This window comes from Streptomyces sp. 8K308, from assembly GCF_004348315.1.
GTDB lineage: Bacteria > Actinomycetota > Actinomycetes > Streptomycetales > Streptomycetaceae > Streptomyces.
This window is the reverse complement of sequence record NZ_SMKC01000013.1, coordinates 1-24,740: the sequence shown is the minus strand read 5'-3', so window position 1 is coordinate 24,740 and position 24,740 is coordinate 1. Positions and strand designations below refer to the sequence as shown.

Annotated in this window: 24 protein-coding genes and 5 tRNA genes; 9 read left to right on the top strand and 20 right to left on the bottom strand. The window is 73.7% G+C overall.

What is annotated here, in order from left to right; translation table 11 throughout:
- Window positions 1-5 precede the first annotated feature (5 nt).
- Together E1265_RS03925 and pgsA are read right to left on the bottom strand one after the other, a co-directional pair.
- Entirely contained in the window at window positions 6-980 is a 975-nt protein-coding gene (locus E1265_RS03925; protein WP_132928783.1) for a phosphatidylinositol mannoside acyltransferase, read from the bottom strand.
- A complete protein-coding gene (pgsA, locus tag E1265_RS03920) occupies window positions 977-1,660 on the bottom strand; it encodes a phosphatidylinositol phosphate synthase (RefSeq protein WP_207930941.1) in 684 nt (227 codons plus the stop codon). Before pgsA ends, E1265_RS03925 begins: the two co-directional genes overlap by 4 nt.
- A gap of 243 nt (window positions 1,661-1,903) precedes the next feature.
- Between pgsA and E1265_RS03915 the strand changes: the two genes are divergently transcribed.
- The gene (locus E1265_RS03915; RefSeq protein ID WP_132928781.1) at window positions 1,904-3,574 is read left to right on the top strand and encodes a hypothetical protein; all 1,671 of its coding nucleotides are present in this window, start codon (window positions 1,904-1,906) and stop codon (window positions 3,572-3,574) included.
- A 6-nt stretch (window positions 3,575-3,580) separates the two neighbouring features.
- On the opposite strand, the gene E1265_RS03910 is transcribed toward E1265_RS03915, so the two are convergent.
- The 4 genes from E1265_RS03910 to E1265_RS03895 all read right to left on the bottom strand — a co-directional run bounded on the left by E1265_RS03910 (window position 3,581) and on the right by E1265_RS03895 (window position 6,920).
- On the bottom strand, window positions 3,581-4,138 hold the full coding sequence (locus E1265_RS03910) for an HIT domain-containing protein (protein WP_132928780.1): 558 nt from the start codon (window positions 4,136-4,138) through the stop codon (window positions 3,581-3,583).
- 55 nt (window positions 4,139-4,193) lie between these two features.
- Window positions 4,194-6,173, bottom strand: coding sequence for a threonine--tRNA ligase (gene thrS / locus E1265_RS03905; RefSeq protein WP_165953640.1), 1,980 nt, complete (start codon window positions 6,171-6,173; stop codon window positions 4,194-4,196).
- Between the two features lie 101 nt (window positions 6,174-6,274).
- Window positions 6,275-6,346: transfer RNA gene (locus E1265_RS03900), tRNA-Val, on the bottom strand.
- A gap of 58 nt (window positions 6,347-6,404) precedes the next feature.
- Window positions 6,405-6,920: an SRPBCC family protein gene (locus E1265_RS03895; RefSeq protein ID WP_132928778.1), complete on the bottom strand. Its 516-nt coding sequence runs from the start codon at window positions 6,918-6,920 to the stop codon at window positions 6,405-6,407.
- 161 nt (window positions 6,921-7,081) lie between these two features.
- Between E1265_RS03895 and E1265_RS03890 the strand changes: the two genes are divergently transcribed.
- Together E1265_RS03890 and E1265_RS03885 are read left to right on the top strand one after the other, a co-directional pair.
- On the top strand, window positions 7,082-7,495 hold the full coding sequence (locus E1265_RS03890; protein WP_003959770.1) for an SsgA family sporulation/cell division regulator: 414 nt from the start codon (window positions 7,082-7,084) through the stop codon (window positions 7,493-7,495).
- Between the two features lie 192 nt (window positions 7,496-7,687).
- Window positions 7,688-8,281 carry a CGNR zinc finger domain-containing protein gene (locus tag E1265_RS03885; RefSeq protein WP_132928803.1) on the top strand — a complete coding sequence of 198 codons (594 nt, stop codon included), beginning with the start codon at window positions 7,688-7,690 and terminating at the stop codon, window positions 8,279-8,281.
- Here E1265_RS03885 and E1265_RS03880 read toward each other — a convergent pair.
- Both E1265_RS03880 and E1265_RS03875 read right to left on the bottom strand, forming a co-directional pair.
- A complete protein-coding gene (locus tag E1265_RS03880) occupies window positions 8,243-8,446 on the bottom strand; it encodes a hypothetical protein (RefSeq protein WP_132928777.1) in 204 nt (67 codons plus the stop codon). The two genes, E1265_RS03885 and E1265_RS03880, sit on opposite strands and share 39 nt — an antisense overlap.
- A gap of 119 nt (window positions 8,447-8,565) precedes the next feature.
- Entirely contained in the window at window positions 8,566-8,943 is a 378-nt protein-coding gene (locus E1265_RS03875; RefSeq protein WP_132928776.1) for a hypothetical protein, read from the bottom strand.
- A gap of 85 nt (window positions 8,944-9,028) precedes the next feature.
- Between E1265_RS03875 and E1265_RS03870 the strand changes: the two genes are divergently transcribed.
- Window positions 9,029-9,544 (top strand): DsbA family protein, encoded by a 516-nt coding sequence (locus E1265_RS03870; protein WP_132928775.1) that lies wholly within the window; start codon window positions 9,029-9,031, stop codon window positions 9,542-9,544.
- Here E1265_RS03870 and E1265_RS03865 read toward each other — a convergent pair.
- From E1265_RS03865 to E1265_RS03855, 3 genes are read right to left on the bottom strand one after another with little or no spacing between them, the layout of a single operon-like run.
- Complete coding sequence (locus E1265_RS03865; protein ID WP_132928774.1) at window positions 9,526-10,368, bottom strand: GNAT family N-acetyltransferase; 843 nt, start codon at window positions 10,366-10,368, stop codon at window positions 9,526-9,528. The two genes, E1265_RS03870 and E1265_RS03865, sit on opposite strands and share 19 nt — an antisense overlap.
- On the bottom strand, window positions 10,365-11,189 hold the full coding sequence (locus tag E1265_RS03860; protein WP_132928773.1) for an aminodeoxychorismate lyase: 825 nt from the start codon (window positions 11,187-11,189) through the stop codon (window positions 10,365-10,367). The genes E1265_RS03865 and E1265_RS03860 overlap by 4 nt, the downstream gene beginning before the upstream one ends.
- A complete protein-coding gene (locus tag E1265_RS03855; RefSeq protein ID WP_165953639.1) occupies window positions 11,164-12,249 on the bottom strand; it encodes a chorismate-binding protein in 1,086 nt (361 codons plus the stop codon). Before E1265_RS03855 ends, E1265_RS03860 begins: the two co-directional genes overlap by 26 nt.
- Window positions 12,250-12,359: 110 nt before the next feature.
- Between E1265_RS03855 and E1265_RS03850 the strand changes: the two genes are divergently transcribed.
- The 4 genes from E1265_RS03850 (at window position 12,360) to E1265_RS03835 (ending at window position 12,692) form a co-directional block, all read left to right on the top strand.
- Window positions 12,360-12,432: transfer RNA gene (locus E1265_RS03850), tRNA-Gly, on the top strand.
- A gap of 22 nt (window positions 12,433-12,454) precedes the next feature.
- Window positions 12,455-12,525: transfer RNA gene (locus E1265_RS03845), tRNA-Cys, on the top strand.
- A gap of 1 nt (window position 12,526) precedes the next feature.
- A tRNA-Val gene (locus E1265_RS03840) sits at window positions 12,527-12,598 on the top strand.
- A 22-nt stretch (window positions 12,599-12,620) separates the two neighbouring features.
- Window positions 12,621-12,692: transfer RNA gene (locus E1265_RS03835), tRNA-Val, on the top strand.
- Window positions 12,693-12,902: 210 nt separating this feature from the next.
- Here the strand turns inward: E1265_RS03835 and E1265_RS36810 are convergent.
- Window positions 12,903-13,070, bottom strand: a complete 168-nt coding sequence (locus tag E1265_RS36810; protein WP_165953638.1) for a hypothetical protein — start codon at window positions 13,068-13,070, stop codon at window positions 12,903-12,905.
- Window positions 13,071-13,395: 325 nt separating this feature from the next.
- On the opposite strand from E1265_RS36810, the gene E1265_RS03830 reads away from it, so the two are divergent.
- Window positions 13,396-14,439, top strand: a complete 1,044-nt coding sequence (locus E1265_RS03830; RefSeq protein WP_132928771.1) for a serine/threonine-protein kinase — start codon at window positions 13,396-13,398, stop codon at window positions 14,437-14,439.
- Here E1265_RS03830 and E1265_RS03825 read toward each other — a convergent pair.
- From E1265_RS03825 to E1265_RS03790, 8 genes are all read right to left on the bottom strand, one after another.
- A complete protein-coding gene (locus E1265_RS03825) occupies window positions 14,436-15,266 on the bottom strand; it encodes an RNA methyltransferase (RefSeq protein ID WP_132928770.1) in 831 nt (276 codons plus the stop codon). The genes E1265_RS03830 and E1265_RS03825 overlap by 4 nt on opposite strands.
- Window positions 15,263-16,474, bottom strand: a complete 1,212-nt coding sequence (cobA, locus tag E1265_RS03820) for a uroporphyrinogen-III C-methyltransferase (protein WP_132928769.1) — start codon at window positions 16,472-16,474, stop codon at window positions 15,263-15,265. The genes E1265_RS03825 and cobA overlap by 4 nt, the downstream gene beginning before the upstream one ends.
- A gap of 179 nt (window positions 16,475-16,653) precedes the next feature.
- Window positions 16,654-19,710, bottom strand: coding sequence for a nicotinate-nucleotide--dimethylbenzimidazole phosphoribosyltransferase (gene cobT, locus E1265_RS03815; protein ID WP_243740517.1), 3,057 nt, complete (start codon window positions 19,708-19,710; stop codon window positions 16,654-16,656).
- A gap of 219 nt (window positions 19,711-19,929) precedes the next feature.
- Window positions 19,930-21,168, bottom strand: coding sequence for a precorrin-6y C5,15-methyltransferase (decarboxylating) subunit CbiE (gene cbiE, locus E1265_RS03810; protein ID WP_132928768.1), 1,239 nt, complete (start codon window positions 21,166-21,168; stop codon window positions 19,930-19,932).
- A gap of 48 nt (window positions 21,169-21,216) precedes the next feature.
- Window positions 21,217-21,831 (bottom strand): GNAT family N-acetyltransferase, encoded by a 615-nt coding sequence (locus E1265_RS03805; protein ID WP_132928767.1) that lies wholly within the window; start codon window positions 21,829-21,831, stop codon window positions 21,217-21,219.
- Window positions 21,832-21,946: 115 nt separating this feature from the next.
- On the bottom strand, window positions 21,947-22,816 hold the full coding sequence (locus E1265_RS03800; RefSeq protein WP_132928801.1) for a MetQ/NlpA family ABC transporter substrate-binding protein: 870 nt from the start codon (window positions 22,814-22,816) through the stop codon (window positions 21,947-21,949).
- 71 nt (window positions 22,817-22,887) lie between these two features.
- Window positions 22,888-23,559, bottom strand: coding sequence for a methionine ABC transporter permease (locus tag E1265_RS03795; RefSeq protein ID WP_132928766.1), 672 nt, complete (start codon window positions 23,557-23,559; stop codon window positions 22,888-22,890).
- The gene (locus E1265_RS03790; protein WP_132928765.1) at window positions 23,559-24,626 is read right to left on the bottom strand and encodes an ATP-binding cassette domain-containing protein; all 1,068 of its coding nucleotides are present in this window, start codon (window positions 24,624-24,626) and stop codon (window positions 23,559-23,561) included. Before E1265_RS03790 ends, E1265_RS03795 begins: the two co-directional genes overlap by 1 nt.
- Between the last annotated feature and the right edge of the window lie 114 nt (window positions 24,627-24,740).

Genomic DNA, 24,740 nt, shown 5'->3' with positions numbered 1-24,740 from the left:
GTGGTCTACGTTCCTTCCCTGGCTTCCGGCGCCTCGCGCGCCTCCTGGACCGGCGGCTTCGCCCGCGGCGCGCGGGGCTCGGCGACGGCGCCCGCGGTCCCGGCGAGGTCGCTCAGCCACAGCCGCTGGAGCATGTGCCAGTCCTCCGGGTGCTCGGCGATGCCCGCCGCGAACGCGTCGGCCACGGCCTGGGTCATGGCGGCCGTCTTCTCGGCCCTGGTGCCGGAGTCAGGCACCGGGATCGGCGGGTGGACCCGTCCCTTTATCACCCGGGTCTCGTCGTACCACAGGCTGACCGGGCACAGCAGGGCCCCGGTCTGTTGGGCGAGCAGCGCGGGCCCGGCCGGCATGCGCGCGGTCTCGCCGAAGAACGACACCTCGATGCCCGAGGTGGACAGGTCCCGATCGGCGACCAGGCACACTATCCCGCCGCTCCGCAGCCTCCTGGCCAGGGTGCCCAACGAGGAGCCGGTGTGCGGGAGGACCTCCATGCCCAGCTTCTCGCGGTAGGCGACGAACCGGTCGAAGAGGCGCTCGGGCTTGAGTCGCTCGGCGACGGTGGCGAACGGCAGGTCGAGCGCGGTGACCAACCAGGCGCCCGCGACGTCCCAGTTGCCCATGTGCGGCAGGGCCAGCACGACGCCCCGGCCCTCGGCGACCGCGTCGGTCACCCGCTCGATGTCCGCCACCGCGAAGGAACTCCTTATCCGGTCGCGGCTCCAGGCCGGCAGCCGGAAGGACTCCATCCAGTAGCGCAGATAGCTGCGCATGCCCGCCCTGGACAGCTCGCGCAGCCGCTCGGGCCCCGCGTCCGGCACCACCCGGGCCAGGTTGGCCTCCAGCCGCCTGACGCCGGGACCACGCCGCCGCCAGGCGATGTCGGCGACCCGGCGGCCGAGGGCCATGGCGACGGGCTCGGGAAGCCGCTTGACCGCGGCCCACCCGAGCCCGTACATCGCGTCGGTGAGGCCGTCCCTCATGCCGGGCCGCCCCCGGCGGCCTGGGCGCGCTCGGCCTCGGCCGCGGCCGCGTCGGCCTCCGCCGACTCGCGGCGCACGGTGACCACTCGCTGCACGAGGGTGACCAGGCTGCCGCCGGCCACCACCCACAGCGCGATGGGCAGCAGGACCCCGATGTGGGGCACGCCGAAGGTCGTCTCGAAGCCCGCGAAGCCGGCGAACACCAGGGTGATCACCAGCCGCTCGGCCCGCTCGACGAGGCCGTTGACCCGCACCGGCAGGCCGATGCTCTCGCCCCTCGCCTTGGTGTAGGAGACGACCTGCCCGCTGGCGAGGCAGAACAGGGTGACGGCGCAGAGCATCAGGTTGTCGCCCTCGCCGGCGTACCAGAGGGCGATGCCGGAGAAGATCGCCGCGTCGGCGAGCCGGTCGAGGGTGGAGTCCAGGAAGGCGCCCCAGCGGCTCGACGTGCCGATCTGCCGGGCCATGTTGCCGTCGACCATGTCGGAGAAGACGAACGCGGTGATGACTACCGTGCCCCAGAAGAACTCGCCCTGGGGAAAGAAGACCAGCGCTCCCGCCATCACTCCCGCGGTGCCGACCAGGGTCACCGCGTCTGGGGTCACCCCCAGCCTGATCAGCAGGGCGGCGAAGGGCGTGAGGACACGCGTGAAGAATGCACGCGCGTACTTGTTGAGCATGTCCTTCCCTGGGGTCGCACGGGCCGCGCGACTGAGGGCGGCCACCGGAGGGCCCATCGTAGCCACGCCGCCCACCGGGACGACGCCGGGCCCGTTCCCCGGCGGGTGGCGCTGCCGCCGTTCCCCACCCTCGGGTCGGCTTCCGCCATTAGGCTGAACCCGTCAGGTGTGTGCGGACCGCTCTGCGGGAACTGGCCTGACGGCGGCTGGAGTTCGAGACCGGTTGACGAGCTGGGGGTACCGATGGCGCTGGACGCCGCTGGGTTGGAGTTCGACTTCGGGGCCCAGGTGCCGCTCGCGGGCATGAGCGGCGGCACCGGCCTCGGCCATGCCATCGCCTCGGTGGCCTACCGGGACGGCGTGGCGCCCGAGGAGATCAAGAAGCCGACCGCCACCTCGGTGAAGGACGAAGCCTCGGTGAAGAAGGGCCGGTTCTCGCTGCTCGAGCCGAGCCTCGGCGAGGCGTGGACCCGCGCCATCGAGACCCGGATGCTCGCCGGCGGCCGCAAGCCGCTGATCCAGTCCTTCGGCCTCGAACCGGGGACCGTGGTGGAGCACGCGCTCAACGCCAAGCGCATCCGCCGGCAGCGGGACCGGCAACTGACCGCCATCATGATCGCCTTTGGGTTGCTCTTCCTGCCCGGCGTGGCGATCTGGCTCGGCCTCTTCCAGCTGCGCCGCACCATCGCCGGCCGGCAGGACCGGCGCGCCGGCATCCTCGGCATGGTGGTGCTCGGGCTGCTCGCGATCCTCATCGCGGTCGTGGTGATCCGCGCGCCGCTCGACGGCATGTTGCGGATCTACGTCTGGAGCATGCTGCCGGCCCCCGTCATCGGCTGGTTCCTGGCCCAGCAGATCTGCGAGCGCACCGCGCGCAACCTGCGCAGCCACTGGTCGAACCTGCTGGGCGGCGGCGGCACCGGCGCCCGGATCCCGGAGGCGGTGCAGCAGAACCCGAACGACGCGGAGGCGGAGCGGATCAGGATCGGCCTGGCCAAGCTGGCGGCCGAGCAGAGCAGCAACATGACCTACTACGCCGGGCCCAAGGGGATACTGGGCATGGGCGTGCGCTGGGGAAGCTGGCAGCTGGCCGAGGAGCTGCGGCCGCGCGACCCGGGTCGGGAGATCGACCCGTTCCGCAGCTGGGACGTGGCCCGTGCGATCGGCGACCAGCTGCGGCTGCTGGAGCGCGGCCCGCTGCACACCGGGGGGTTCACGAAGCCCTCCATAACCCACTGGGTGGTGCGGCACGTCGGCGAGGGCGCGAGCGAGGTGTCCCGCCCCGACGGGCCCAACGCGGACGGGTACAGCTTCAGCAACATCGAGGTCCAGCGGATCTGCAACGAGCAGCAGTACGACAAGGGCGACCGGCACTACGTGGGCGTTCAGTTCGTGCTCTGGGAGGGCGAGCTGGTGGTCACCATGATGATCTCGGTGACCGTACTCCACCACACGCTGCGCATCGAGGTCACCGGGTACGCGCTGGGACCGGTCAATGGCTTCTTCCGCGAGAAGCCGGCGGACAAGTCCCGGGAGTACCGGCACCCGCTGCTGCCCTGGCGGAAGGTGAAGCGGCCGCTGCCGCTGGTCGAGGTGACCGAGGTGGTGCGGCTCGCCGCGCGGGCGCCGCTCACCTGGTTCCCGGCCCGCCTCGACACATGGGGCGGCACCATCGCGCTCCCCGAGCCGTTCGGGCTGCGGCACGTGTGGGCGACGACGCCGTGGAAGCACCGCTTCATGGTCGACGACGTGCTGCGCACCGCCACCCCGGTGCTGCGGGTGGCGCACGCGGCCGCGTTCAAGGTGCTCGCGGAGAACGGCGTGGACACCTCGGCGTTCGACAGCCGCTCGCAGGCGCTCGGCGGCGCGGTGCAGGCGGCCACGCCCACCAAGGCCGACGAGTACAACATGTGAGGCAGGTCAGGCCGGCCAGGCCGCCGCGAGCATCCGCCGGGTGTCGGCGAGCAGTTGCGGCAACACCTTGGTATGGCCCACCACGGGCATGAAGTTGGCGTCCCCGCCCCACCTGGGCACTACGTGCTGGTGCAGGTGGGGCGCGATGCCGGCGCCGGCGGCCGAGCCCTGGTTCATGCCGATGTTGAAGCCGTGCGCGCCGGAGGCGGCCCGGACGGCGGTCATGGCGCGCTTGGTGAGCTCGGCGAGCTCCGCCGTCTCCTCGGCGGTGAGCTCCGTGTAGTCGGCGACGTGCCGGTAGGGCACCACGAGCAGGTGGCCGCCGTTGTAGGGGTAGAGGTTGAGCACCGCGTAGACGGCGTCGCCGCGGTTGATGATCAGACCGTCCTCGTCGCTCTTGCCGGGGATCGCGCAGAACGGGCAGCCGTCCTCCGCGCCCGGCCCGGTCGGCTTGCCCTCGCCCTGGATATAGGCCATCCGGTGGGGCGTCCACAGCCGCTGGAAGGCGTCCGGCGTCCCGACCCCGATCTGCTGCTCCGGCTCGCTGGTCATGCCGGCCAGCATATGGCGTGGCGGGACGGCGCCGGGCCCCCGGGCCGACTCCGGGGGCCCGCCGTGATCACACCTGGACGCGCCGTTCGACGGCGTCGGCGATCTCCTGGATGGCCTCGGCCCGCGGGATGCCGTTCTTCTGGGAGCCGTCCCGGTAGCGGAAGCTGACCGCGCCCCGCGCCATGTCCTCGTCGCCCGCGATCACCATGAACGGGACCTTGGCCTTCTGGGCGTTGCGGATCTTCTTCTGCATGCGGTCGGCCGACGAGTCGACGTCCACGCGCAGCCCGCGGGACCTGGCCTCGGCCGCGAACTCCTGGAGGTACGGCACGTGGGCGTCGCCGATCGGGATGCCGACGGCCTGCACGGGCGCCAGCCAGGCCGGGAAGGCGCCCGCGTAGTGCTCGAGGAGGACGGCGAAGAACCGCTCGATGGAGCCGAACAGCGCGCGGTGGATCATCACCGGCTGCTGCCGGGAGCCGTCCGCCGCGGTGTACTCGAGGCCGAACCGCTTGGGCTGCTGGAAGTCGACCTGGATCGTGGACATCTGCCAGGTGCGGCCGATCGCGTCCTTGGCCTGGACGGAGATCTTGGGGCCGTAGTATGCGGCGCCGCCCGGGTCCATCACGAGCTCGAGGCCCTGCTTGCCCGCGGCCTGGCGCAGCACCTCGGTGGCCTCCTCCCACTCCTCGGGCTCGCCGATGAACTTGTCCGAGTCGTCCCGGGTGGACAGCTCCAGGTAGAAGTCGCTCAGGCCGTAGTCGCGGAGCAGGTTGAGCACGAAGGTGAGCAGGCCGTCCAGCTCGTCCGGCATCTGCTCCTTGGTGCAGTAGATGTGCGAGTCGTCCTGGGTGAAGCCCCTGGCCCTGGTGAGGCCGTGGACGACGCCTGACTTCTCGTACCGATAGACGGTGCCGAACTCGAACAGGCGAAGCGGCAATTCCCGATAGGACCGCCCGCGCGCCTTGAAAATAAGGTTGTGCATCGGGCAGTTCATCGCCTTGAGGTAATACTCCTGCCCCTCGAATTGCATGGGCGGGAACATCGCATCGGCGTAGTTGGGGAGATGCCCCGAGGTCTCGAACAGCTTGGCCTTGGTGATGTGCGGCGTGTTGACGAATTCGTATCCGGATTCCTCGTGCCGGCGCCGCGAGTAGTCCTCCATGACCCGGCGCACGATGCCGCCCTTGGGGTGGAAGACGGCGAGGCCCGAGCCGAGTTCCTCCGGAATGGAGAACAGGTCGAGCTCGACACCGAGCCGGCGGTGATCGCGCTTCTCGGCCTCGGCCAGGAATTCCAGGTGCGCCTTCAGCTCGTCCCTGGTCGGCCAGGCGGTGCCGTAGATGCGCTGGAGCTGCGGATTGCGCTCGCTGCCACGCCAGTAGGCGGCGGCGCTGCGCATCAGCTTGAAGGCCGGAATGAGCCGGGTGCTCGGCAGGTGCGGGCCGCGGCACAGGTCCTTCCAGCACAGCTCGCCGGTCTTCGGGTCGAGGTTGTCGTAGATGGTGAGCTCGCCGGCGCCGACCTCGGCGGACGCACCCTCGGCCGACTCAGCGGCGGCGCCCTTGAGGCCGATGAGCTCCAGCTTGTAGGGCTCGGCGGCGAGTTCGGCGCGGGCCTCGTCGTCGCTCACCACGCGCCGCGCGAAGCGCTGGCCCTGCTTCTGGATCTGCTGCATGCGCTTCTCGATGCGCCCCAGGTCCTCCGGGTGGAAGGGCCGGTCCACGTCGAAGTCGTAGTAGAAACCGTCCCTGATGGGCGGGCCGATGCCCAGCTTGGCCTCGGGGAACAGCTCCTGCACGGCCTGGGCCATGACGTGCGCGGTGGAGTGCCGCAGGATGTCGAGGCCGTCGGGCGAGGTGATCTCCACCGGCTCCACCTCGTCGCCGTCGGACAGCGGGTGCGCGAGGTCGCGCAACTGCCCGGCGACGCGGGCGGCGACGACGGCACGCTCGCCCGCGAACAGGTCGCCGGCCGTGGCGCCCGTGGTCACCACGCGCTCTTCCCGCTCGGAATCGCGTTGGATGATCACACGGACATCGGACACCGGTCTCTCCTGACTCGTCTGGATTGTGTCCCTGGCCAGCAGGCCGCGGGAACCGCGACGAAGGCCGGCCCGCAACGACGGCGGACCGGCCTTGCCCGGGGTGGGCGATACTGGGATCGAACCAGTGACCTCTTCGGTGTGAACGAAGCGCTCTCCCGCTGAGCTAATCGCCCCCTGGGGTGTTGTGCCCTGCGGCACGTTGAGAACAATACAGTGCCGCTGAGCTCGGATTCAAACCCGCTCCTGTCCGGGCCCCGTTCCGGGCTCGGGACGAACTCCCATCCAGGCGCGCGGACCTCGGCGCGCGGTCCGCATCATCAGCGCGTGGTTGGCCAGGAGCACCGGCCGCGTGCCCCTCGGAAGCCGGCGCAGCAGCGGGTGGCGCAGCACGCTGTCCTGCCGGTAGCCGACCCGGGTGCCGGCCGCCGCGCCCGCGCCCCCGGCGGCGAGTGTCCACCGCATCCGGCCGTCGAGGTCGCCGCCGAGCGCGACCTCGAGCACCCCGGCCACCGGATCACGGCGCACCGCCCGGACGGTCACGCTCAGGTCGACGGGGAGCACGGAGCGGAACCGGCAGTGGCCGTGGTCCGGGCCGAGTCGCCTGACCTCGCGGACCTGGGGCCACCACAGGGGGTACTCCTCAGGCAGCTCGAGGACCCGGTAGACGGCGGCGGGCGCCGCGGCCCCCCACCAGTCGGCACGGAATCGATAGTGGAGCCGTCGCGGGGGTGTCCCGTCGTCCGACATCGTGGCCGCCTCCCGCTATATCGCTTTTACATTCCGCCATTGGAATGAGATTAAAGGGCGCAATTAGGGCAGAGGGGTTTACAACCGGCGTGTACGTGGCATGTCGATTTGGCCGACGTGCGAATCCCCGAGCGCACACTGAGCGAAAGGCCCTGGCGCTTATGAACACCACGGTCAGCTGCGAGCTGCACCTGCGCCTCGTTGTATCGAGCGAGTCCTCACTACCTGTACCCGCGGGGCTGCGGTATGACACGGCGGACCCCTACGCCGTACACGCGACGTTTCACACCGGAGCCGAAGAAACCGTCGAATGGGTATTCGCCCGCGATCTCCTCGCCGAGGGGCTCCATCGCCCCACGGGCACGGGTGATGTGCGGGTCTGGCCATCCAGGAGCCACGGCCAGGGCGTCGTGTGCATCGCCCTCAGTTCACCGGAGGGCGAAGCATTGCTCGAAGCCCCGGCCAGGGCTCTTGAGTCGTTCCTGAAGCGAACGGACGCCGCCGTCCCGCCTGGCACGGAACACCGTCACTTCGATCTCGATACGGAACTCTCGCACATTCTGGCGGAGAGTTAAGGACCCGCCGGCTCCTCGCGCCGTCTGAACTCGGGGCGACGGCGCGGAGCCGGCGATGAGCGGCGCGAGGGCGCCGCCGCGGCCACCACCGCGGCGGCGCCCTCGCGCGGTCGTGGTCGGCCAACGGTTAGAGTCGCGGTCACCATCGCCCGCCACCGCCGCCCGGCCATGATCGCGAAAGCCGACCTCCCCGTGTTGATCGACCACGACGTCAGGTGCTCGCTCGATCTCGCCGTCGCGCTGCTCAACTCCCGGCCCGACGGTCTCGCGGACGTCGCCGGCCTGCGGGCCTTCGCCGTCGCCCACGCCATAAGCGACGTCGCGGTCGACGCGCTCGGCGAGGAGGATCTGGCCGCGGTGCGACGGGTGCGGCAGCGCTTCGCCGAGGTCTTCGCGGCTCCCACCGACCGGGCGGCGGCCGAGCTGATCAACGCGCTGGTCGCGGCCGCCGGCACCACGCCCCGGTTCACGGACCACGACGGCCACGCCTGGCACGTGCACTACTTCGCGCCCGGCGCGTCGATCGCCGACCACCTGGCGGCCGACTGCGGGATGGCGCTCGGCTTCTTCCTGGTGGCCGGCGAGCGGGAGCGGCTGCGGCGCTGCGCGGCGCCGGGCTGTGGGCGCGCCTTCGTCGACCTCTCCCGGAACCGCTCCCGCCGCTACTGTTCGAACCGCACCTGCGGCAACCGCCTGCACGTCGCCGCGTACCGGGCCAGGCGGCGCGACGCGGAGCGGGAGGAGAGATCAGAGCAGGAAGTGGTCGTGCACCCCCGCCAGGAGTAACAACCCACCGATCACGGTGAGGAAAAGCATCAGCGGCGGCTGCGACAGGGCGAAGAGACAGCCGCGGCGTTCGTCGAGCGAGGGGGGTTCGCCGTCCTGGTGGTCGGCGACGGGTCTGACGGTTGGCGCTGTGTCGGGAGCGAGGTCCCCGGTGATGTGTTGCATGGCGCCGCGATCATGACCCAGCGGGTCAGCCCTCCGCGATCAACCTGCCTCCTTTGCAGGGGCATTCGGTGAATCTCACCGCTTCCGCCGGTTCCCTGTGATATTGCCGGGCCGCGGGGTCAGATGCCGTGCTTCTTGAGGATGGCCTCGATGTCCGAGAAGTCGTCGGCCGGCGCGGCGGCGCCGCGGGAGGCGGGCAGGGCGGTGGCGCGAGCGGGCTCGGAGCGGCGCTCGCTCCCCCGGCCGCGCCCGTCGGCGAGGCGCCCGGAGAGGAACAGCAGCACGGCGAGGCCGAGCACCCCGAAGCCGGCCCAGGCCACCGGGTTGAAGGTCATGTTCACCACGAACCGCACCACTCCCGTCATGGCGAGGCCGACCGGGAGCAGCGCGACGGCCGCGGTGCGCAGCGCGAGCGCGTAGCGGCGCCGGCGCGCCATCAGGAGGGCGACGCCGAGGCCGGCGGCGGATAGAAGGGTGCAGGCAGTACCAATCAGCATCTTTCCATCCTGCCGCGCCCACGGCCGTGCGGCCATGGGGTCAACCCCCGGATCAGGGGAATCTCGGGGTGCGAGACTGGGGCCCATGAACGAGAACCCCGAGCCTGTCGTGCTGGACGTGTGGTGCGACCTGCAGTGTCCCGACTGCCATCGCGCCGAGTCCGACCTGAACGCCCTGCGGGAGCGGTTCGGCGCGGCCCTGGAGATCAGGCGGCGGCACTTCCCGCTGGGGAACCACCAGCACGCGCTGGCCGCGGCCCAGGCCGCCGAGGAGGCCTTCGCGCAGGGCCACGGCGAGGAGTACTGGACGGCGCTGCTCGCCCGCACCGCGGAGCTCGGCAGGCGTGGGCCCGCGCTGCTGCTCGAGGTCGCCACCGAGGTCGGTGTCGACGCCGACGAGGTGGACACCGCGCTGGTCGACGGCCGGCACCTGCTGGTGGTGGACGCCGACCAGGCGGAGGGGCAGGCGATCGGGGTGACCGGCACGCCGACCTATGTGATCGGCGGCCAGCGGCTGGACGGCGGGCGCAGCCAAGAGGGGCTGCGCGAGCGCGTCGCGGAGATCGCCCAGTCGCTGCTCGGTCAGCGCAGCGACTTGTAGAGGTGACGCCGCAGCGTCCGGTAGCCGAGCGACTCGTAGAGCCGCAGGGCCGGGGTGTTGCCGGCGTAGACGTTGAGGCCGAGCAGCCGGGCGCCGGCCGCCGCCGCGATGCGCTCCGCCTCCAGCATCAGCGACCTGCCGTGCCCTCTGCCCCGGTGGGCCTCGGCCACCTCGACGGCGAACACCCAGGCGTCCAGGCCGAGTTCGTCCGCCACCCGGCCGCCGGGGACCGCCACCCAGAGGGTGCCGACGGCCGCGCCGTCGTGGGTGAGCACCCGCAGCCAGGCGCCCTTGGTGGCCGGTCCTTCGGGCAGCAGCGTGGCGAAGGACCGCTCGGCGGAGGCGGCGGCCACCGCCGCGGGGACGCCCCGCTCGGTGAGGGTGCGGATCACCCCGTCCAGGTCGTGGGCCATCCAGGCCGGGTACTCCTGTTCGGTCAGCTCTCGGGCCACGCTGCCCGGGGGCAGCGCCGGCGGCCGGTCGGCGAGGGTCTTGGCCATGTTGCGGCTGCGCTCGCGGTAGCCGAGCGCGTCGGCGAGGGCCGCGAGGCCCGACTCCTCGACCGGCACGACGGCCTCCGCCTCGGTGCAGCCCCAGTCACGCAGCACCTCCTCGGCCGCGAGCGCGGCGACCGTGGCCCGGCCGCGCCGCCGGTCGGCCTCGTCGACGGTCAGGTGCGCGACGCGGCCGACGCCGACGCGCGGGTCGGAGGCTAGCCGCAGCTGGCCGACCCGGCGGGCGTTGACCCGGATCTCGTAGGTCCGGGCGCGGCCGCCCTCGGGGGTGCTCTCCTCCGGCCCGCTGGGCCGCAGCGTGGTGGTCACGGGTCGATGTCCGCCGCCGAGCGCTCCTGGAAGACCCGCATCGCCTTGGCGGTCACGGGCCCGGGCGCGTCGGGCAGTTCGCGCCCGTCGACGCGGCGCACGGCCTGCACGTCGCGGGTGCTCGAGGTCAGGAAAATCTCCTCGGCACGCTCGAGGCACTCCATGGGCAGCTCGATCTCGCGGGCGCCGGTCCACTCCACGACCAGGGCCCTGGTGATGCCGGCCAGGCAGCCGGAGGAGAGCGGCGGGGTGTGCAACTGGCCGTCGAGCACGACGAAGACGTTGGTGCCGGTGCCCTCGCAGAGCTGCCCCGCGGTGTTCGCGAACAAGGCCTCGGAGGCGGCCTCCTGGCGGGCCCTGGCGAGCGCGATCACGTTCTCCGCGTAGGAGGTCGTCTTGAGCCCGGCCAGGGCGCCGCGCTCGTTGCGGGTCCAGGGGACGGTGATGACGGCGGTGGTGTCGGGGCGGCGCGGGGTCTCGGCGTGCGCGACGACCAGCGTGGGGGCGGCGTCGCCGCGGTCGGAGCCGAGCGGCGAAAGCCCGCCGGTGTAGGTGATCCTGAGCCGGCCGAGGGGCAGCGGCACCGCGTCGAGGACGGCGCGGCAGGCCCGGCGGATCTCGTCCCGGTCGGGCTCCGGCAGGCCGAGCCCGGCGGCCGAGGCGGCCAGCCGGTCCAGGTGGCGGCTGACCGCGAACGCCTTGCCGGCCTGGGTCTTCAGCGTCTCGAACACGCCGTCGCCGACGGTCAGTCCGTGGTCGAAGACGGAGACCCGCGCGCTGTCGGCGTCGCGTAGCTCACCGTCCAGCCAGATCAACGCCATGTGCGCTCCTCTCGTGTGCGGTGCCGATCAACGGCACTCCCTCTGAAGCTACCCCGAGCAGCCGGGACGCCTTCAGCTCGGTCTCCGCCCATTCGCGTTCGGGATCCGAGCCCCAGGTGATGCCGGCGCCGGTGCCGAAGCGCAGCACGGGGCGGCCCTCGTCGCGCCGGAGCCAGAAGGTGCGGATGGCGACGGCCAGCTCGCCGGTGCCCCGGTCGGCGTCCACCCAGCCGACGCCGCCGCAGTAGGGGCCGCGGGGCGCGGTCTCCAGCGCGTCGATGACGCGCAGCGCGCTGGACTTGGGGGCGCCTGTCACCGAGCCCGGGGGGAAGGTGCCGGCCAGCAGCTCGGCCCAACCGGCGCCGGGCACCAGCCGGCCGCGCACCCGGGAGACCAGGTGCACCAGGCCGGGGTGCGGTTCGACGGCGCACAGCTCGGGGACGGTCACGCTGCCCGGCTCGCAGATCCGGCCCAGGTCGTTGCGGACCAGGTCGACGATCATGACGTTCTCGGCGTGGTCCTTGGGCAGCAGGTCGGCCGGGGTGCGGCCGGTGCCCTTGATCGGTCCTGACTCGACGGTGCGGTCGCGCCGGCGCAGGTAGAGCTCGGGCGAGGCGGTGGCGATCTCCACGCCGTGGCGGGGCAGCCGGACCGTGCCGGCGTAGGGGGCCGGGTTGCCGCCGGCCAGCCGGGCGGAGAGGGCGTCGACGTCGGCGTCCTGGTCGGGCAGCGGCGCGGACAGCACACGGCACAGATTGGCCTGGTAGACCTCGCCGGCCGCGATGTGCTCGCGGATCCTGGCGACGCCGGCGGTGTAGGCCGGCCGGTCAAGGGAGCTCTCCCAGGCCGCCGGTTCCGGGCCCCGCCAGCGACTCGGCCTCGCGGGACGCGGGGGCGCGGGCCGCACGTCGCCGAAGCGGGCGCAGACCAGGTCACCCGCGTAGCCGGCGACCACCGCCCACCAGCCCGTGGAGTCCAGGGCGGCCGGATCGCTGGTCACGTCGCGCAGGTCGGTCGCCAGCATTCCGCCGAGGCGGGCGAGCGGAGCAAGGTCGTACACATGCGCGAGTGTAGGCGGCGGCGCGGTGATACCGAGTTTGAGCTGGCTGATGAATCCGCTAGAGTTCATGACGTCGCCGGGCACGAGAGTGAAACCGGAGGCAGCCAAATGCGGACGTAGCTCAGTTGGTAGAGCACCACCTTGCCAAGGTGGGGGTCGCGAGTTCGAGTCTCGTCGTCCGCTCGAAGGGGGCCCGCCCCCATCCGGTGGAGTGGCCGAGAGGCGAGGCAACGGCCTGCAAAGCCGTCTACACGGGTTCAAATCCCGTCTCCACCTCGGACGATTAGCTCAGCGGGAGAGCGCTTCCCTGACACGGAAGAGGTCACTGGTTCAATCCCAGTATCGTCCACTGGATCCGCGAGGATCCGCCCGCGCGATTAGCTCAGCGGGAGAGCGCTTCCCTGACACGGAAGAGGTCACTGGTTCAATCCCAGTATCGCGCACCGAAAGTGGTCATCGAGGGCCGGAGAGTCGTCATTCTCCGGCCCTTTGTCATGCGTACGTGCGCGCCGGTGTCGTGTCCAGGGAAAGCGCGGTGCCCGGGCAGCTCCCCAGCTGCCCGGGCACATGTGCCGTCCGCCTACCCCCGTCCCCACGGGGTTCGAGTGCCGGTGTCCCCGACCCGGGCCGCTCTCCCGGGCCTGGGGCGCCGCTCAGCGCCCCAGCATGCCGGCTACGGACGACGCCTGTGTGACGACGGCCTCCACGCCGCCGATGACGACGGCGAGGACGATGGCCAGCGGCAGCACCATGGCCGCCGCGACCAGGGGATGGCGCCGCCCTGCGGGTGGCGGGCTGGGCCGCACCGCGATTCGTGCCATCTCTCGGCTCCCGTCGTCGGATTGGGGCGGCGGGCGGGTGACCTCGGGGGACGAGTGCTGCGCCCGCCGCTTGACCTCAACAGTAGTCCGCCGGGGTGGCCGCGACGTCACCCCCGCGTACTGACCTGGGGGCCTCCCGCAGGATGACACCGAGCCCACCCGGATACTCCCCAGGGTGGACAAGTGCCCGTTCGCGCCCGGGTTCTCCCCCAGGGGGCGCGGCGCGACCCGCTGATCCGGGCGGCGAGCGCGCGGCCTTCTCACAGGTCGGGCCGCGCAGTCCGTAAGCTGTGGCACATCACAAGCACGGGGCAGCGAGGTGGACATGGCGATGATGCGGCTCCGGCGCGAGGACCCGCGAGTCGTCGGCGCCTTCCGGCTCCACCGGCGGCTCGGCGCCGGCGGGATGGGGGTCGTGTACCTCGGCTCCGACCGGCGCGGCCAGCGGGTGGCGCTCAAGGTCATCAGGCCGGACCTGGCGGAGGACCAGGAGTTCCGCTCCCGGTTCGCCCGCGAGGTGTCCGCGGCCCGGCGGATCAGGGGCGGCTGCACGGCCCGCCTGGTGGCGGCCGACCTCGACGCACAGCGGCCCTGGTTCGCCACCCAGTACGTGCCGGGCCCCTCGCTGCACGACAAGGTGATGCAGGACGGCCCGCTGTCGGCGGCCGAGACGGCCGCCATCGGCGCCGCGCTCGCCGAGGGGCTGGTGGCGGTGCACGAGGCGGGTGTGGTGCACCGGGACCTCAAGCCCTCCAACATCCTGCTGTCGCCCAAGGGGCCACGGATCATCGACTTCGGCATCGCCTGGGCGACCGGCGCCAGCACGTTGACGCACGTCGGCACGGCGGTCGGCTCCCCCGGCTTCCTGGCGCCCGAGCAGGTGCGGGGCCAGGCGGTGGCGCCGGCCACCGACGTCTTCTCGCTGGGCGCCACGCTGGCCTACGCCGCACTCGGCGACTCGCCCTTCGGGCAGGGCAGTTCCGAGGTGATGCTCTACCGGGTGGTGCACGAGGAGCCGCAACTGGCGGGCGTCCCCGCCGCGTTGGCACCGCTGCTGCGGTCGTGCCTGGCGAAGTCCCAGCAGGACCGGCCGAGCACGGTGCAGCTGTCGTTGCGGCTGAAGGAGATCGCGGCCCGGGAGGCGCGCGGCGAGGGGCAGCGGGTGCTGACCCGCGCCCCGCAGCAGCGCTCGGCGCCCGAGCGGCGCCCTCAGCGCCCGGCGCCGACCCGGCCCGCCGGGCAGCGGCCGGCGGCCAGGCGCGATGTCAACCGGCGGCTGCTGCGGCAGCGGCTGATCGTCTTCATCACGGTGACGCTGCTGGTCGCCCTCGGCATCGCGGTGGCGCAGGGCTGCCAGGGGCCTGTCTAGGGCCGGTTCGACTCGGGGCCCGCCGTGGTCAGCGCGTAGAAGGCGACCGCGGCGGCGGCCGCGACGTTGAGGGAGTCGATGCCGTGCGACATCGGGATACGCACCCGGGCGTCGGCGGCGGCCAGGGCCTGGCGGCTCAGCCCGTCGCCCTCGGCGCCCAGCAGCAGCGCCACCCGGCCGCCGCCACCCCCCCGCAGCTCGTCGGCGATGTCGGTGGCCCGGGCGTCGGGAGTCAGGGCGAGCAGCCGGAAGCCCGCGTCCCTGACGTCGTCCAGGCCGTGCGGCCAGCGGTCAAGGCGGGCGTAGGGCAGGGAGAAGACCGCGCCCATCGAGACCTTGACTGAGCGTCGGTAGAGGGGGTCGGCGCAGTCCGGGGAGAGCAGCACGCCGTCCAGCCCGAGGGCGGCGGCGCCCCGGAAGACGGCACCGACGTTGGTGTGGTCGTTGACGGCCTCGAGCACGGCGAGGCGGCGGGCGCCCGCGAGCAGCTCGGCGGCCTCGGGCAGCGGGCGGCGGCCCATGGCGGCCAGCGCGCCGCGGTGCACGTGGTAGCCGGTAACCCGCTCGGCGAGCTCCGGGCTGACCAGGTAGACCGGCGCGGTGGCCCCCTCGACGAGGTCCCGCATGGTCTCGGCCCAGCGGGGGGTCAGCAGCATGGAGCGCATCGGGTAGCCGGCGGCGAGGGCGCGGCGCACGACCTTCTCGCCCTCGGCCATGAACAAACCCTCGGCCGGCTCCCTGCGGCGGCGCAGCGCGACGTCGGTGAGGTCCGTGTAGTCGCCGAGCCTCGGGTCGGTCGGATCGGTGACGGCGATCGGCTCGCTCATCCGGCGGCCACCCGCACCACGTCACCGACGACGATGACGGCCGGCGGCCGCACGCCCTCCTCGGCCACCCGCCGCGCCACGGTCGCCAGCGTGGCGTCCACGCGGCGCTGGCCGGCCATGGTGCCCTCCTGGACGACGGCGACCGGGGTGCCGGGCGGCCGGCCGTGCCGGACCAGGGTGTCGGCGATGGCCCCGATCCGCTCCACGGCCATCAGCAGCACCAGGGTGCCGCGCAGCGCGGCGAGCGCCGGCCAGTCCACGAGCGACCGCGGGTCGTCGGGCGCCACGTGCCCGCTGACCACGGTGAACTCGTGGGCCACGCCGCGGTGGGTGACCGGAATGCCGGCGGCGCCCGGCACGCTGATGGCGCTGGTGACGCCCGGGACCACGGTCACGGCCACGCCGGCCGCGGCGAGCGCCGCGGCCTCCTCGCCGCCGCGCCCGAAGACGTAGGGGTCGCCGCCCTTGAGCCGGACCACGAACCTGCCGGCCCGCGCGTGCTCGACCAGCGCCTCGTTGATGGCCTCCTGGGCCATGGCCCGGCCGTAGGGGATCTTCGCCGCGTCGACGACCTCGACGTGCGGCGGCAGTTCGTCGAGCAGGTCACGGGGGCCGAGCCGGTCGGCGATCACCACGTCGGCCTCGGCGAGCAGCCGGCGGCCACGCACCGTGATCAGGTCCGGGTCGCCGGGGCCGCCGCCGACCAGCGCCACGCCGGGGTGCCGGCCGCGGTGCCTCGGCGCGGTCAGCGTGCCGTCGCGCAGCGCCTCGACGACGCCGTCCCTGACGGCCGCTGAGCGCCTCGGGTCCCGCCCGGTGAGCACGGCCACGGTCACCCCGTCGACGCGACCGGTGGCCGGGGTCCAGGCCGTGGCCGCCTCGGCGTCGTCGCTGCGGACGCACCAGACGCGACGCTCCTCGGCCTCGGCCGAGGCTGCCGCGTTGACCGCCGGGTCGTCGGTGGCGACCAGCGCGTACCAGGCGCCCTCCAGGTCGCCCGGGCGGTAGCCGCGGCGCCGCCAGACGAGCTCCCCGGCCTCGGCCATGGCCTCCACGGCGGGGGTGACCTCGGGGGCGACGAGCAGCACGTCGGCGCCCGCGGCGAGCAGGGCGGGCAGGCGCCTTTGGACGACGGTGCCGCCGCCGAGCACCAGCACGCGGCGGCCGGTCAGGCGCAGTCCTACCGGGTAGGCGGGTTGTTCTGGCATAGCGGGGTGCGGCTCCTCGACGCTGGGCGGTGGGCGACGATGGGCGGGTCCGTCCGACCCGCCCGGGCCCGGTGTTGCCGGTCGTGCCGGCCATCGCTGCGGCGTTGGAGCGGCTGAATCCGTTCGGTCCCGGGCCTCGCCCAGCCTATGGCCTGCGGGGCGAGGGCCCGGGTGCCGTCTCAGTTCTTGTCGGTGACGCCGGCCGCGTCGAAGGTGGCCACCTCGCGCATGGCGCGGGCCGCGCTCTGCACGACGGGCAGCGCCAGGAGCGCGCCGGTGCCCTCGCCGAGCCGCAAGTCGAGGTCGACGAGCGGGCGCAGGCCGAGCGCGGTGAGCGCGGCCATGTGCCCCGGCTCGGCGCTGCGGTGTCCCGCGATGCACACCGAGACCGCCTCCGGCGCGACGGCGCGGGCGGCGAGCGCGGCGGCGCCGGCGCTCACCCCGTCCAGGATCACCGGCACGCGCAGCGAGGCGCCGCCGAGGATCAGGCCGGTGAGCGCCGCGTGCTCCAGGCCGCCGACGGCGGCGAGCACGCCGATGGGGTCGGCCGGGTCGGGCTGGTGGTGCTGCAGGGCGCGCCGCACCACGTCCACCTTCCTGGCGTGCGTCTCGTCGTCGACGCCGGTGCCGCGGCCGGTCACCTCGCCGGGCGCGGCACCTGTGAAGACGGCGATCAGCGCGGCCGCGACCGTGGTGTTGGCGATGCCCATCTCGCCGGTGAGCAGCGCGCGGTTGCCGGCGGCGACCAGGTCGCGGGCGGTCTCGATGCCCACCTCGATGGCGCGCAGCGCCTCCTCGCGGCTCATGGCCGGGCCGGCCGTGAAGTCGGCGGTGCCGGCGCGCACCTTGCGGGGCATGAGCCCCGGCCTGGTCCGCAGGTCGGCGCGGACACCGACGTCGACGACGCAGACCTCGGCGCCGACCTGGGTGGCGAACGCGTTGCAGACGGCGCCGCCGGACAGGAAGTTGGCCACCATCTGGGCGGTGACCTCCTGCGGCCACGGGGTGACCCCCTGGGCGTGCACGCCGTGGTCGCCGGCGAAGACGGCCAACCCGGCCGGCTCCGGCACGGGCGGCGGGCAGGCGCGGGAGAGCCCGCACAGCTGGGCGGAGATGACCTCGAGCGCGCCGAGTGCGCCGGCCGGCTTGGTCATCCGCTTCTGCCGCTCCCATGCCTCGCCGAGGGCGTGGGCGTCGAGCGGGCGGATCTCGGCGAGGGTCTCGCTGAGCAGGTCGTGCGGCTCGGCCCCGGGCAGCGCGCGGCGACCGTAGCTCTCCTCGTGCACCACCCAGGAGAGGGGGCGGCGCTTGGCGGGGTCGCCCTGGTCGGGCTCGTCGTCGAACGCGTCGACGTAGCCGACGCACAGGTAGGCCACGATCTCGAGGTGCTCGGGCAGGCCGAGGGCGCCCGTGAGCTCGCGGTCGTCGAGGAAGCCGACGAGGCCGACGCCGAGGCCCTCGGCGCGGGCGGCGAGCCAGAGGTTCTCGACGGCGAGCGCGGTGGAGTACGGCGCCAGCCGCGGCCGCCCGGCCGGTCCCGCGGCGCGACGGCCGCCCCGGGTCGGGTCGGCGGTGACCACGATGTTGACCGGCGCGTCGAGGACGGCCTCGGCGGTGAGCTCGGCGAACTGCCGGGCGCGTGCCCTGGGCAGGCCCGCGGCGTGCGACTCACGCTGCCGGATGGCGAGGTCGTGCACCGTCCGCCGGGTCTCCTCCGAGCGGATGATGACGAAGTCCCAGGGCTGGGCCAGGCCGATGCTGGGCGCGGTGTGGGCGGCCTCCAGGACGCGGAGCAGCACCTCGTGCGGGATCGGGTCTGCGCGAAACCCGGTGTGGACGTCGCGCCGCTCCCGCATCAGCCGGTGCACGGCGTCGCGCTCGGCCTCGCTGTAGGCGGGAGCCGACCCCTGGCCGGCGGGACCGGCGGGCACCTCGTCGGCGGCGGGCACCTCGTCGGCGGCTTGGCCGGCCACGGCGGCACCGTCGGCCGGCGCGGGCGCCTGGCCGTTCGCCTCCGGGGAGTCGCCGGACGCCTCGTCGGCGGGGACGGCGGCTTCGGCCGCCTCGGCGGCGCCTTCCGTACCGGGCAGGGCGGGTACTGCGGCCACCTCCGGCGAGAGACCGGGTGCCGCATCGGCGGCACCAACCGCCTGACCGGCGGCGCCGGCACCGGCCGGCACGGGAACCCCAGGCGCGCCCTGGCCGGCGGCTTCCGTACCGGGCGGGGCGGGTACTGCGGCCACCTCCGGCGAGAGACCGGGTGCCGCATCGGCGGCACCAACCGCCTGACCGGCGGCGCCGGCACCGGCCGGCACGGGAACCCCAGGCGCGCCCTGGCCGGCGGCTTCCGCCGCCGGGACCGGGCCGCTCGCGGCCTGCGTCTCGGCACCGGCGGCGGCCTCCGGGCCGATCTCCGGCGGCGCGGCCGGTCCGGCGGCGCCGGCCTCCGCGTCCACCGGCTGGTCGGCGCCTACCGCGCCGGTCTGCGCGGGCGGCTCAGGGGCGGCCTCCGGCGCCGTCGCCTGGTCGACCGTCGCGACCGCCTCGGCCGGCGGGGCCGGGACGCTGGCGTGCGGTGCCTCGGCGTCGGCAGGCGCCGGCTCGCCGGCGGCCCGCGGATCCGCGTTCGCCGGCGGAACGGCGATCGCGGGGCCGGCGGCCGGGGCCAGGACCTCGCGGGGCGCCGGCGAGGCAGCGGCCGGCTGGTCCGCCGCCTCCGGGGGCGCGCCCTGGCCGGCGGGCTCGGTGGGTGCCGGCGGCGCGACAACCTCCGGGGCCGGGGCCTCGGCGGACGCCGGAGCGGGGGCGACCACCGGGGTCGGCTCGTCGGCTGGTGCCCGCGGCACCGCCTCCGCCGGTGCCGCGGGTGGGACCACCTCGGCCGCCGGGGCCTGCGCCGGCTCGGCGGCCGGGACGGCCGGCTCCGGCGGGACGGCGACGTCGGCGTCGGCCGGGACCGACCGCCAGGCGCCGGGTTGGGCCGGGACGACACCGGTGGGGCTCACGGGCACGACGCCGTCGAGCGGCGCCGCGGGCGCCAACTCCTCGGCCGGGACCGCCGGCTGCGGGTGATCGGCGAGCGGCCGCACGGGCGCCGGGGGCGCGACGGTCTGCGGCGGGGCGACGACCGCGTCGCCCCAGGCGCCGTTCGCACCCGGCATCAGCAGCTCCTCGTCGCCGTCCATGTCCATCGCCTCATCGGGCTGAGCTGGGAAGGGGTAGGGGGCCGCGGCCACCGGCGCCGCCGGTGGTGCCTGCTCTCGCGCCCCCCCTTCGGGGGTCTGGCCGGTGTCCGTCACGCGTCCACCTCGCCCATCGCACGCGCTCCTTCCCATCCCGGACATGACGGACGAATCATCAAGTCCGGTCGACGGCACAACGATCCATCAGCCTACCCGGGATGCCGCGGGACGCCGCTCACGGGTGGTCGGCTGGCCCCGGAAGGTCCCGGTTTGTCACCGGGCGGCCGGCGCCCGGCGGGCGACGAGCAGGAAGGCGACGGCCCGGTCGCGCTCCGACCAGTCGCGGGGCTCTAGGTCGAGGGTCTGGAGCAGCGTGCACTCGACCTCGTAGCCGGCCCCGGTCAACACGCTGGCCGCCGCCTCCGCCTGATCGCGGGTCAGGGCGTGGGTGACGAGGCGCTGCGGTCTGCGGTCGGCGCAGGCGACCAGGGTCCGGGGTCCGCCGCCCCCGACGCGGATGATGTCGGGCTCCGGCAGGTCCTCGAGTACCTGGGGCGCGGCCCCGTGCACGATCTGCAGTTGCACACCGAGCCGGCGGGCGGTGGCGCCGGCGAGCGCGCAGGCCTGGGCGTCGCGGTCGACGGCGATCACGGCGGAGCCGAGCCGGGCGGCGTCGATGGCGGCGAGTCCGCCGCCGGCGCCCACGTCCCACATCAGGTCGCCCACCCGCGGCCCCAGCGCGGCGAGTTCGAGGGCACGCAGCCGTGGGCCGCGGCCTGGGCCGGCGTCGGGGTCCGTGGGGGCCTCCTGGCCGTAGGCGGTCGCGTCGAGGGCCCAGCCGCGTGGCTGGACGGCGGCTCCCGGGTCGAGGCCCGCGAGCCAACTGGCGCCGCCGTCCCGGGTGGTGCCTCCGCCGCCTATCACGATCACCACGTTGGGATCGCTCCAGTGGCGCTGGCTGACGGTGTCGGAGGTGAGGACGGACACCTGCTCGCGGTCGGTGCCGAGCGACTCGCAGATGACGAAGGTGCGGTGGGTCCGGCCGAGCAGCAGGGCGATCTCGGCGGGGCCGGCGCCCGGCGAGGTGAGGACGGCGACCTTGGGGTGGGCGCGGCAGACGTTGACCGCCCGGCGCAGGGTGCGCGGGTTGGCGACGACGACCCTGGCGTCGTCCCAGGGCATGCCGGCCCTGGCGAAGGCCGCGGCCACCGCGGAGACCGCCGGGACGACCTCGACCTCGAACCCGTGCTCGGGTGCGCGCAGCGCGCGCACCACGCCGAAGAACCCGGGGTCGCCGTCCGCCATGACGACCGCCGTGCCGCGGTGCGCGGCGATGCGGCGGGCGGCCAGGGCGATGCTGCCGAGCGTGATCCGCTCGGCCCGGGCGGGGACTTCGGGATGAGCCAGGTGCCTGGGGGCGCCGGCGACCAGACTGGCCGCGTGGAGTGCTGCCCGGGCGGCCGGGTCGAGTGGGGAGCCGTCCCATCCGATCACGGTGACGCGGTCGGCCATGCGCGGCATGCTCCTGGACTTGTTCGCAGGTGAGGGACGCGGCTGAGCTTATCGCGCGCCGCGGGTGGCGGTGGGATGCGCGTCCTCCAGATCCTCGGGGAGCAGCCCCCAGACGATGAGGTCGGTGCGGATGTCGGTCCAACCGCCGTCCTCCGTGCGGGATCGCACTATCAGCGCGTTGCGCAGGACGCCCTCGCTGACGCAGCCGATCTTCTGGGCGACCTGCTGGGAGGCGGTGTTGCCGGCCGCGGTGCGGAGTTCGAGGCGCTCGAACTTCTGGTCGTGGAACAGCCACTGGGCGATGGCCAGGACGGACTCGGCGGCGTAGCCCTCCCCTCTGGCCCAGGGGCCGACGACATAGCCGACCTCGCTGGTGAGCGTGTGCCAGTTGGTGTTCTTGAGATGGAGGGTGCCGACGAGCCGGTGGGTGAGGAGCTCGTCGACGGCCAGCACGATACCGCGGCCCGAGGTGCGTTCCGCGGGCGCGCCCCGGGTGATCCACTCGCGGGCGTCGGCGGGGGTGTAAGGGTTGGGGACTGAGGTCCAGGCCGCGGTCAGCTCGTCGTTCATCATGTCCGCGAGCTCGGGGATGTCCGCCTCCTCGAACGGGCGCAGCACCAGCCGATCGGTGCTGATGGAGACGTCGGGGAAGGTGGGTGTCATGGGCCGCTCCATGCCTGGGGTCAGAAGGGACAGCATGCAGTATCACCGGCCGGCGGGACAGCGCCGGGCCCCGGCTGGTCGCCGGGGCCCGGGAGTTGGGGCGGTTCGGCCGGGGTCAGGAGGCCGGGGCGCCGAAGGCGGGGACGACGGAGCCGTCGTACTCGTCCTCGATGAACTGCCGCACCTCGTCGGAGTTGAGCAGCTCGGCGAGGGTCTGGACCCGGGGGTCGTCCTCGTTGCCGGCCCGGACCGCGAGGAAGTTGGCGTAGGGGTTGTCCTCGGCCGACTCCAGGACGATGGCGTCCTCGGCGGGGGCGAGGTCGGCCTCGAGCGCGTAGTTGCCGTTGATGATCGCGGCGTCCACGTCCTCGAGGGCGCGCGGCAGGGTGGCGGCCTCGAGCTCCTGGAAGGTGATGCCGTGGTCGTCGGCGATGTCGTTCAGGGTGGCCTCGGCGCCGACGCCCTCGTTGAGCTCGATCAGACCGTTCTCGGCGAGGAGGTGGAGGGCGCGGCCCTCGTTGGTCGCGTCGTTGGGGATCGCGATGGTGGATCCCTCGCCGAGCTCGTCGGCGCTGGTGACCGAGTCGGAGTAGAGGCCGAGCGGCTCGAGGTGGACGTTGATCACCGGGACGATGTCGGTGCCCTGGTCCGCGTTGAACTGGTCGAGGTAGGGCTTGTGCTGGAAGTAGTTGGCGTCCACCTCGCCGCTCTGCACGGCGGTGTTGGGGAGCACGTAGTCGCTGAACTCGCGCACCTCGAGGTCGAGGCCGGCGTCCTCGGCGAGGTTGTCCCGGACGAACTCCAGGATCTGCGCGTGTGGGACGGGGTTGGCCGCGACCGTGAGGGGGCCGCTGGCGTCGGCCTGGTCGCCGCTGTCGCCGCCGGCCTCGGGGTCGGAGTCGGTGCCGCAGGCGACGAGGCCGAGGGCGAGCGCGGTGGTGGCCGCGAACAGGACGCCGGCCCGGACGGGGTTTCCGTTGCCAATACGCACGAAAAGTGCCTTTCTTCGATATTCGTGGTGATAAGTGCGCGCGGTCGCCGGGTGGGCGGCCACGCTCAGGTGGAGGCTCTTTCGCGGCGGGCGAGCAGCCGCACGGCGCCATCGCCGAGGAGCTGGATCACGGTCACGATGACGACGAGGACGGCGACCGTGATGAGCGTGAAGCCGTCCTCGAAGCGCTGGTAGCCGTAGACCAGGGCCAGTGAGCCGAGCCCGCCGCCGCCGACGGCGCCGGCCATCGCCGAGTAGCCGATGACGGCGATCACGGTGGTGGTCAGGCCGGCGACCAGGGAGGGCAGGGACTGTGGGAGCAGCACCTTGAGCACCACGGTCCAGGTGCCGCCGCCCATGGCGTGGGCCGCCTCGATCAGGCCGTGGTCGACCTCGCGCACGGCGGTCTCGACCAGCCGGGCGAAGAAGGGGATGGCGCCGATGGCGAGCGGCACGATGGCGGCGGTGGGGCCGATGGCGGTGCCGACGACGGCGCGGGTGACCGGGATCAGCGCGACCATCAGGATGATGAACGGCAGGGAGCGGCCGATGTTCACGACGACGCCGATGGCCTTGTTGACCACCGCGTTCTGGAGCGCGCCGCCGCGGTCCGTGAGCACGAGCAGCACGCCGAGCGGCAGGCCGCCGAGGACGGCGATCAGGGTGGACCAGCCGGTCATGTAGAGGGTGTCGATGGTGCCCTGTTCGAGCAGTGGGCGCATCTCGTCCCAGGTCATCAGGCGCCCTCTCCGGTGAGTTCGGCCGCGGGGAGCCCGGCCGGTGCTGTGGTGGTCGCGGTCGGCTCGGGGAGCTCGACGGTGAGGCCCTGCTCGCGCAGGAAGGCGAGGGGTGCGGCGTTGCTCTCGACGGGGCCGGGCAGCTCGATCCGCATCCGGCCGACCTGGCGTCCGCCGACGGTGTCCATGGCGGCGCCGAGGATGGACACGTCGATGCCGTGGCCGCGGGAGAGCTGGGAGATGACGGGCCGGCCCGCGGTGTCGCCGTGGAAGGTGACGTCGACGACGGTGCGGTCGTCGACGGCCGGCGCGCCGCCGACCGGGAACAGCTCGTGGGCCAGCCGGGATCCGGGGGTGGCCAGCAGCTCGGAGACGATGCCGGACTCCACGATCCGGCCGGACTCCATGAGGGCGGCGGAGTCGCAGACGGCCTTGACCACGTCCATCTCGTGCGTGATCAGCAGCACGGTGAGGCCCAGCTGCTGATTGAGGTCGCGCAGCAGCCGGAGCACGGAGCGGGTGGTCTCCGGGTCGAGGGCCGAGGTGGCCTCGTCGGAGAGCAGGACCTTGGGGTCGCCGGCCAGCGCCCTGGCGATGCCGACGCGCTGCTTCTGGCCGCCGGAGAGCTGGGCCGGGTAGGCGCGGGCCTTGTCGGCGAGGCCGACGAGGTCGAGGAGCTCCATGGCCTTGCGGGCGCGCTCGCGGCGGGTGAGGCCGAGGACCTCGAGCGGCAGCTCGACGTTGCCGCGCACGGTACGGGACGACAGCAGGTTGAAGTGCTGGAAGATCATCCCGATCCGGGTGCGCGCCTCACGCAGCGGCCGGCCGGCGCGGTGAGTGCGCCGGCCGGCGAGTGCGGTGAGGTCCTGGCCGCCCACGGTCACGGTGCCCGACGTGGGGCGTTCCAGCAGGTTGAGGCAGCGGATGAGCGTGGACTTGCCCGCGCCGCTGCGGCCGATGACGCCGTAGACCTCGCCGGGGCGTACGTGCAGGTCGACGCCGTCGAGGGCGGTGACCTCGCGGCCGCGCGAGCGGTAGACCTTGGTCAGGTCCGAAGTCGTGATCACTGGGATTCCGTCACAGTCGGGCACCCGGGCACGCCGATGGGCGCGGCCGGACGCGGGGCATGGCCTGGCGGAGACAGGCGGCAGGGCGCGTCGGGGCGTCAGGCGGGGTGAGCG

What these genes read in the sequence shown, in the direction of transcription:
- E1265_RS03870 (WP_132928775.1), top strand. Translation starts at nt 9,029, where the DNA reads ATGAACGAGAACCCCGAGCCTGTCGTGCTGGACGTGTGGTGCGACCTG.
- E1265_RS36810 (WP_165953638.1), bottom strand. Translation starts at nt 13,070, where the DNA reads ATGGCACGAATCGCGGTGCGGCCCAGCCCGCCACCCGCAGGGCGGCGC.
- E1265_RS03910 (WP_132928780.1), bottom strand. Translation starts at nt 4,138, where the DNA reads ATGCTGGCCGGCATGACCAGCGAGCCGGAGCAGCAGATCGGGGTCGGG.
- E1265_RS03895 (WP_132928778.1), bottom strand. Translation starts at nt 6,920, where the DNA reads ATGTCGGACGACGGGACACCCCCGCGACGGCTCCACTATCGATTCCGT.
- E1265_RS03805 (WP_132928767.1), bottom strand. Translation starts at nt 21,831, where the DNA reads ATGACACCCACCTTCCCCGACGTCTCCATCAGCACCGATCGGCTGGTG.
- E1265_RS03830 (WP_132928771.1), top strand. Translation starts at nt 13,396, where the DNA reads ATGGCGATGATGCGGCTCCGGCGCGAGGACCCGCGAGTCGTCGGCGCC.
- E1265_RS03860 (WP_132928773.1), bottom strand. Translation starts at nt 11,189, where the DNA reads ATGGCGTTGATCTGGCTGGACGGTGAGCTACGCGACGCCGACAGCGCG.
- pgsA (WP_207930941.1), bottom strand. Translation starts at nt 1,660, where the DNA reads ATGCTCAACAAGTACGCGCGTGCATTCTTCACGCGTGTCCTCACGCCC.
- E1265_RS03890 (WP_003959770.1), top strand. Translation starts at nt 7,082, where the DNA reads ATGAACACCACGGTCAGCTGCGAGCTGCACCTGCGCCTCGTTGTATCG.
- cbiE (WP_132928768.1), bottom strand. Translation starts at nt 21,168, where the DNA reads ATGGCCGACCGCGTCACCGTGATCGGATGGGACGGCTCCCCACTCGAC.
- E1265_RS03915 (WP_132928781.1), top strand. Translation starts at nt 1,904, where the DNA reads ATGGCGCTGGACGCCGCTGGGTTGGAGTTCGACTTCGGGGCCCAGGTG.
- E1265_RS03825 (WP_132928770.1), bottom strand. Translation starts at nt 15,266, where the DNA reads ATGAGCGAGCCGATCGCCGTCACCGATCCGACCGACCCGAGGCTCGGC.
- E1265_RS03875 (WP_132928776.1), bottom strand. Translation starts at nt 8,943, where the DNA reads ATGCTGATTGGTACTGCCTGCACCCTTCTATCCGCCGCCGGCCTCGGC.
- cobA (WP_132928769.1), bottom strand. Translation starts at nt 16,474, where the DNA reads ATGCCAGAACAACCCGCCTACCCGGTAGGACTGCGCCTGACCGGCCGC.
- E1265_RS03795 (WP_132928766.1), bottom strand. Translation starts at nt 23,559, where the DNA reads ATGACCTGGGACGAGATGCGCCCACTGCTCGAACAGGGCACCATCGAC.
- E1265_RS03880 (WP_132928777.1), bottom strand. Translation starts at nt 8,446, where the DNA reads ATGCAACACATCACCGGGGACCTCGCTCCCGACACAGCGCCAACCGTC.
- E1265_RS03925 (WP_132928783.1), bottom strand. Translation starts at nt 980, where the DNA reads ATGAGGGACGGCCTCACCGACGCGATGTACGGGCTCGGGTGGGCCGCG.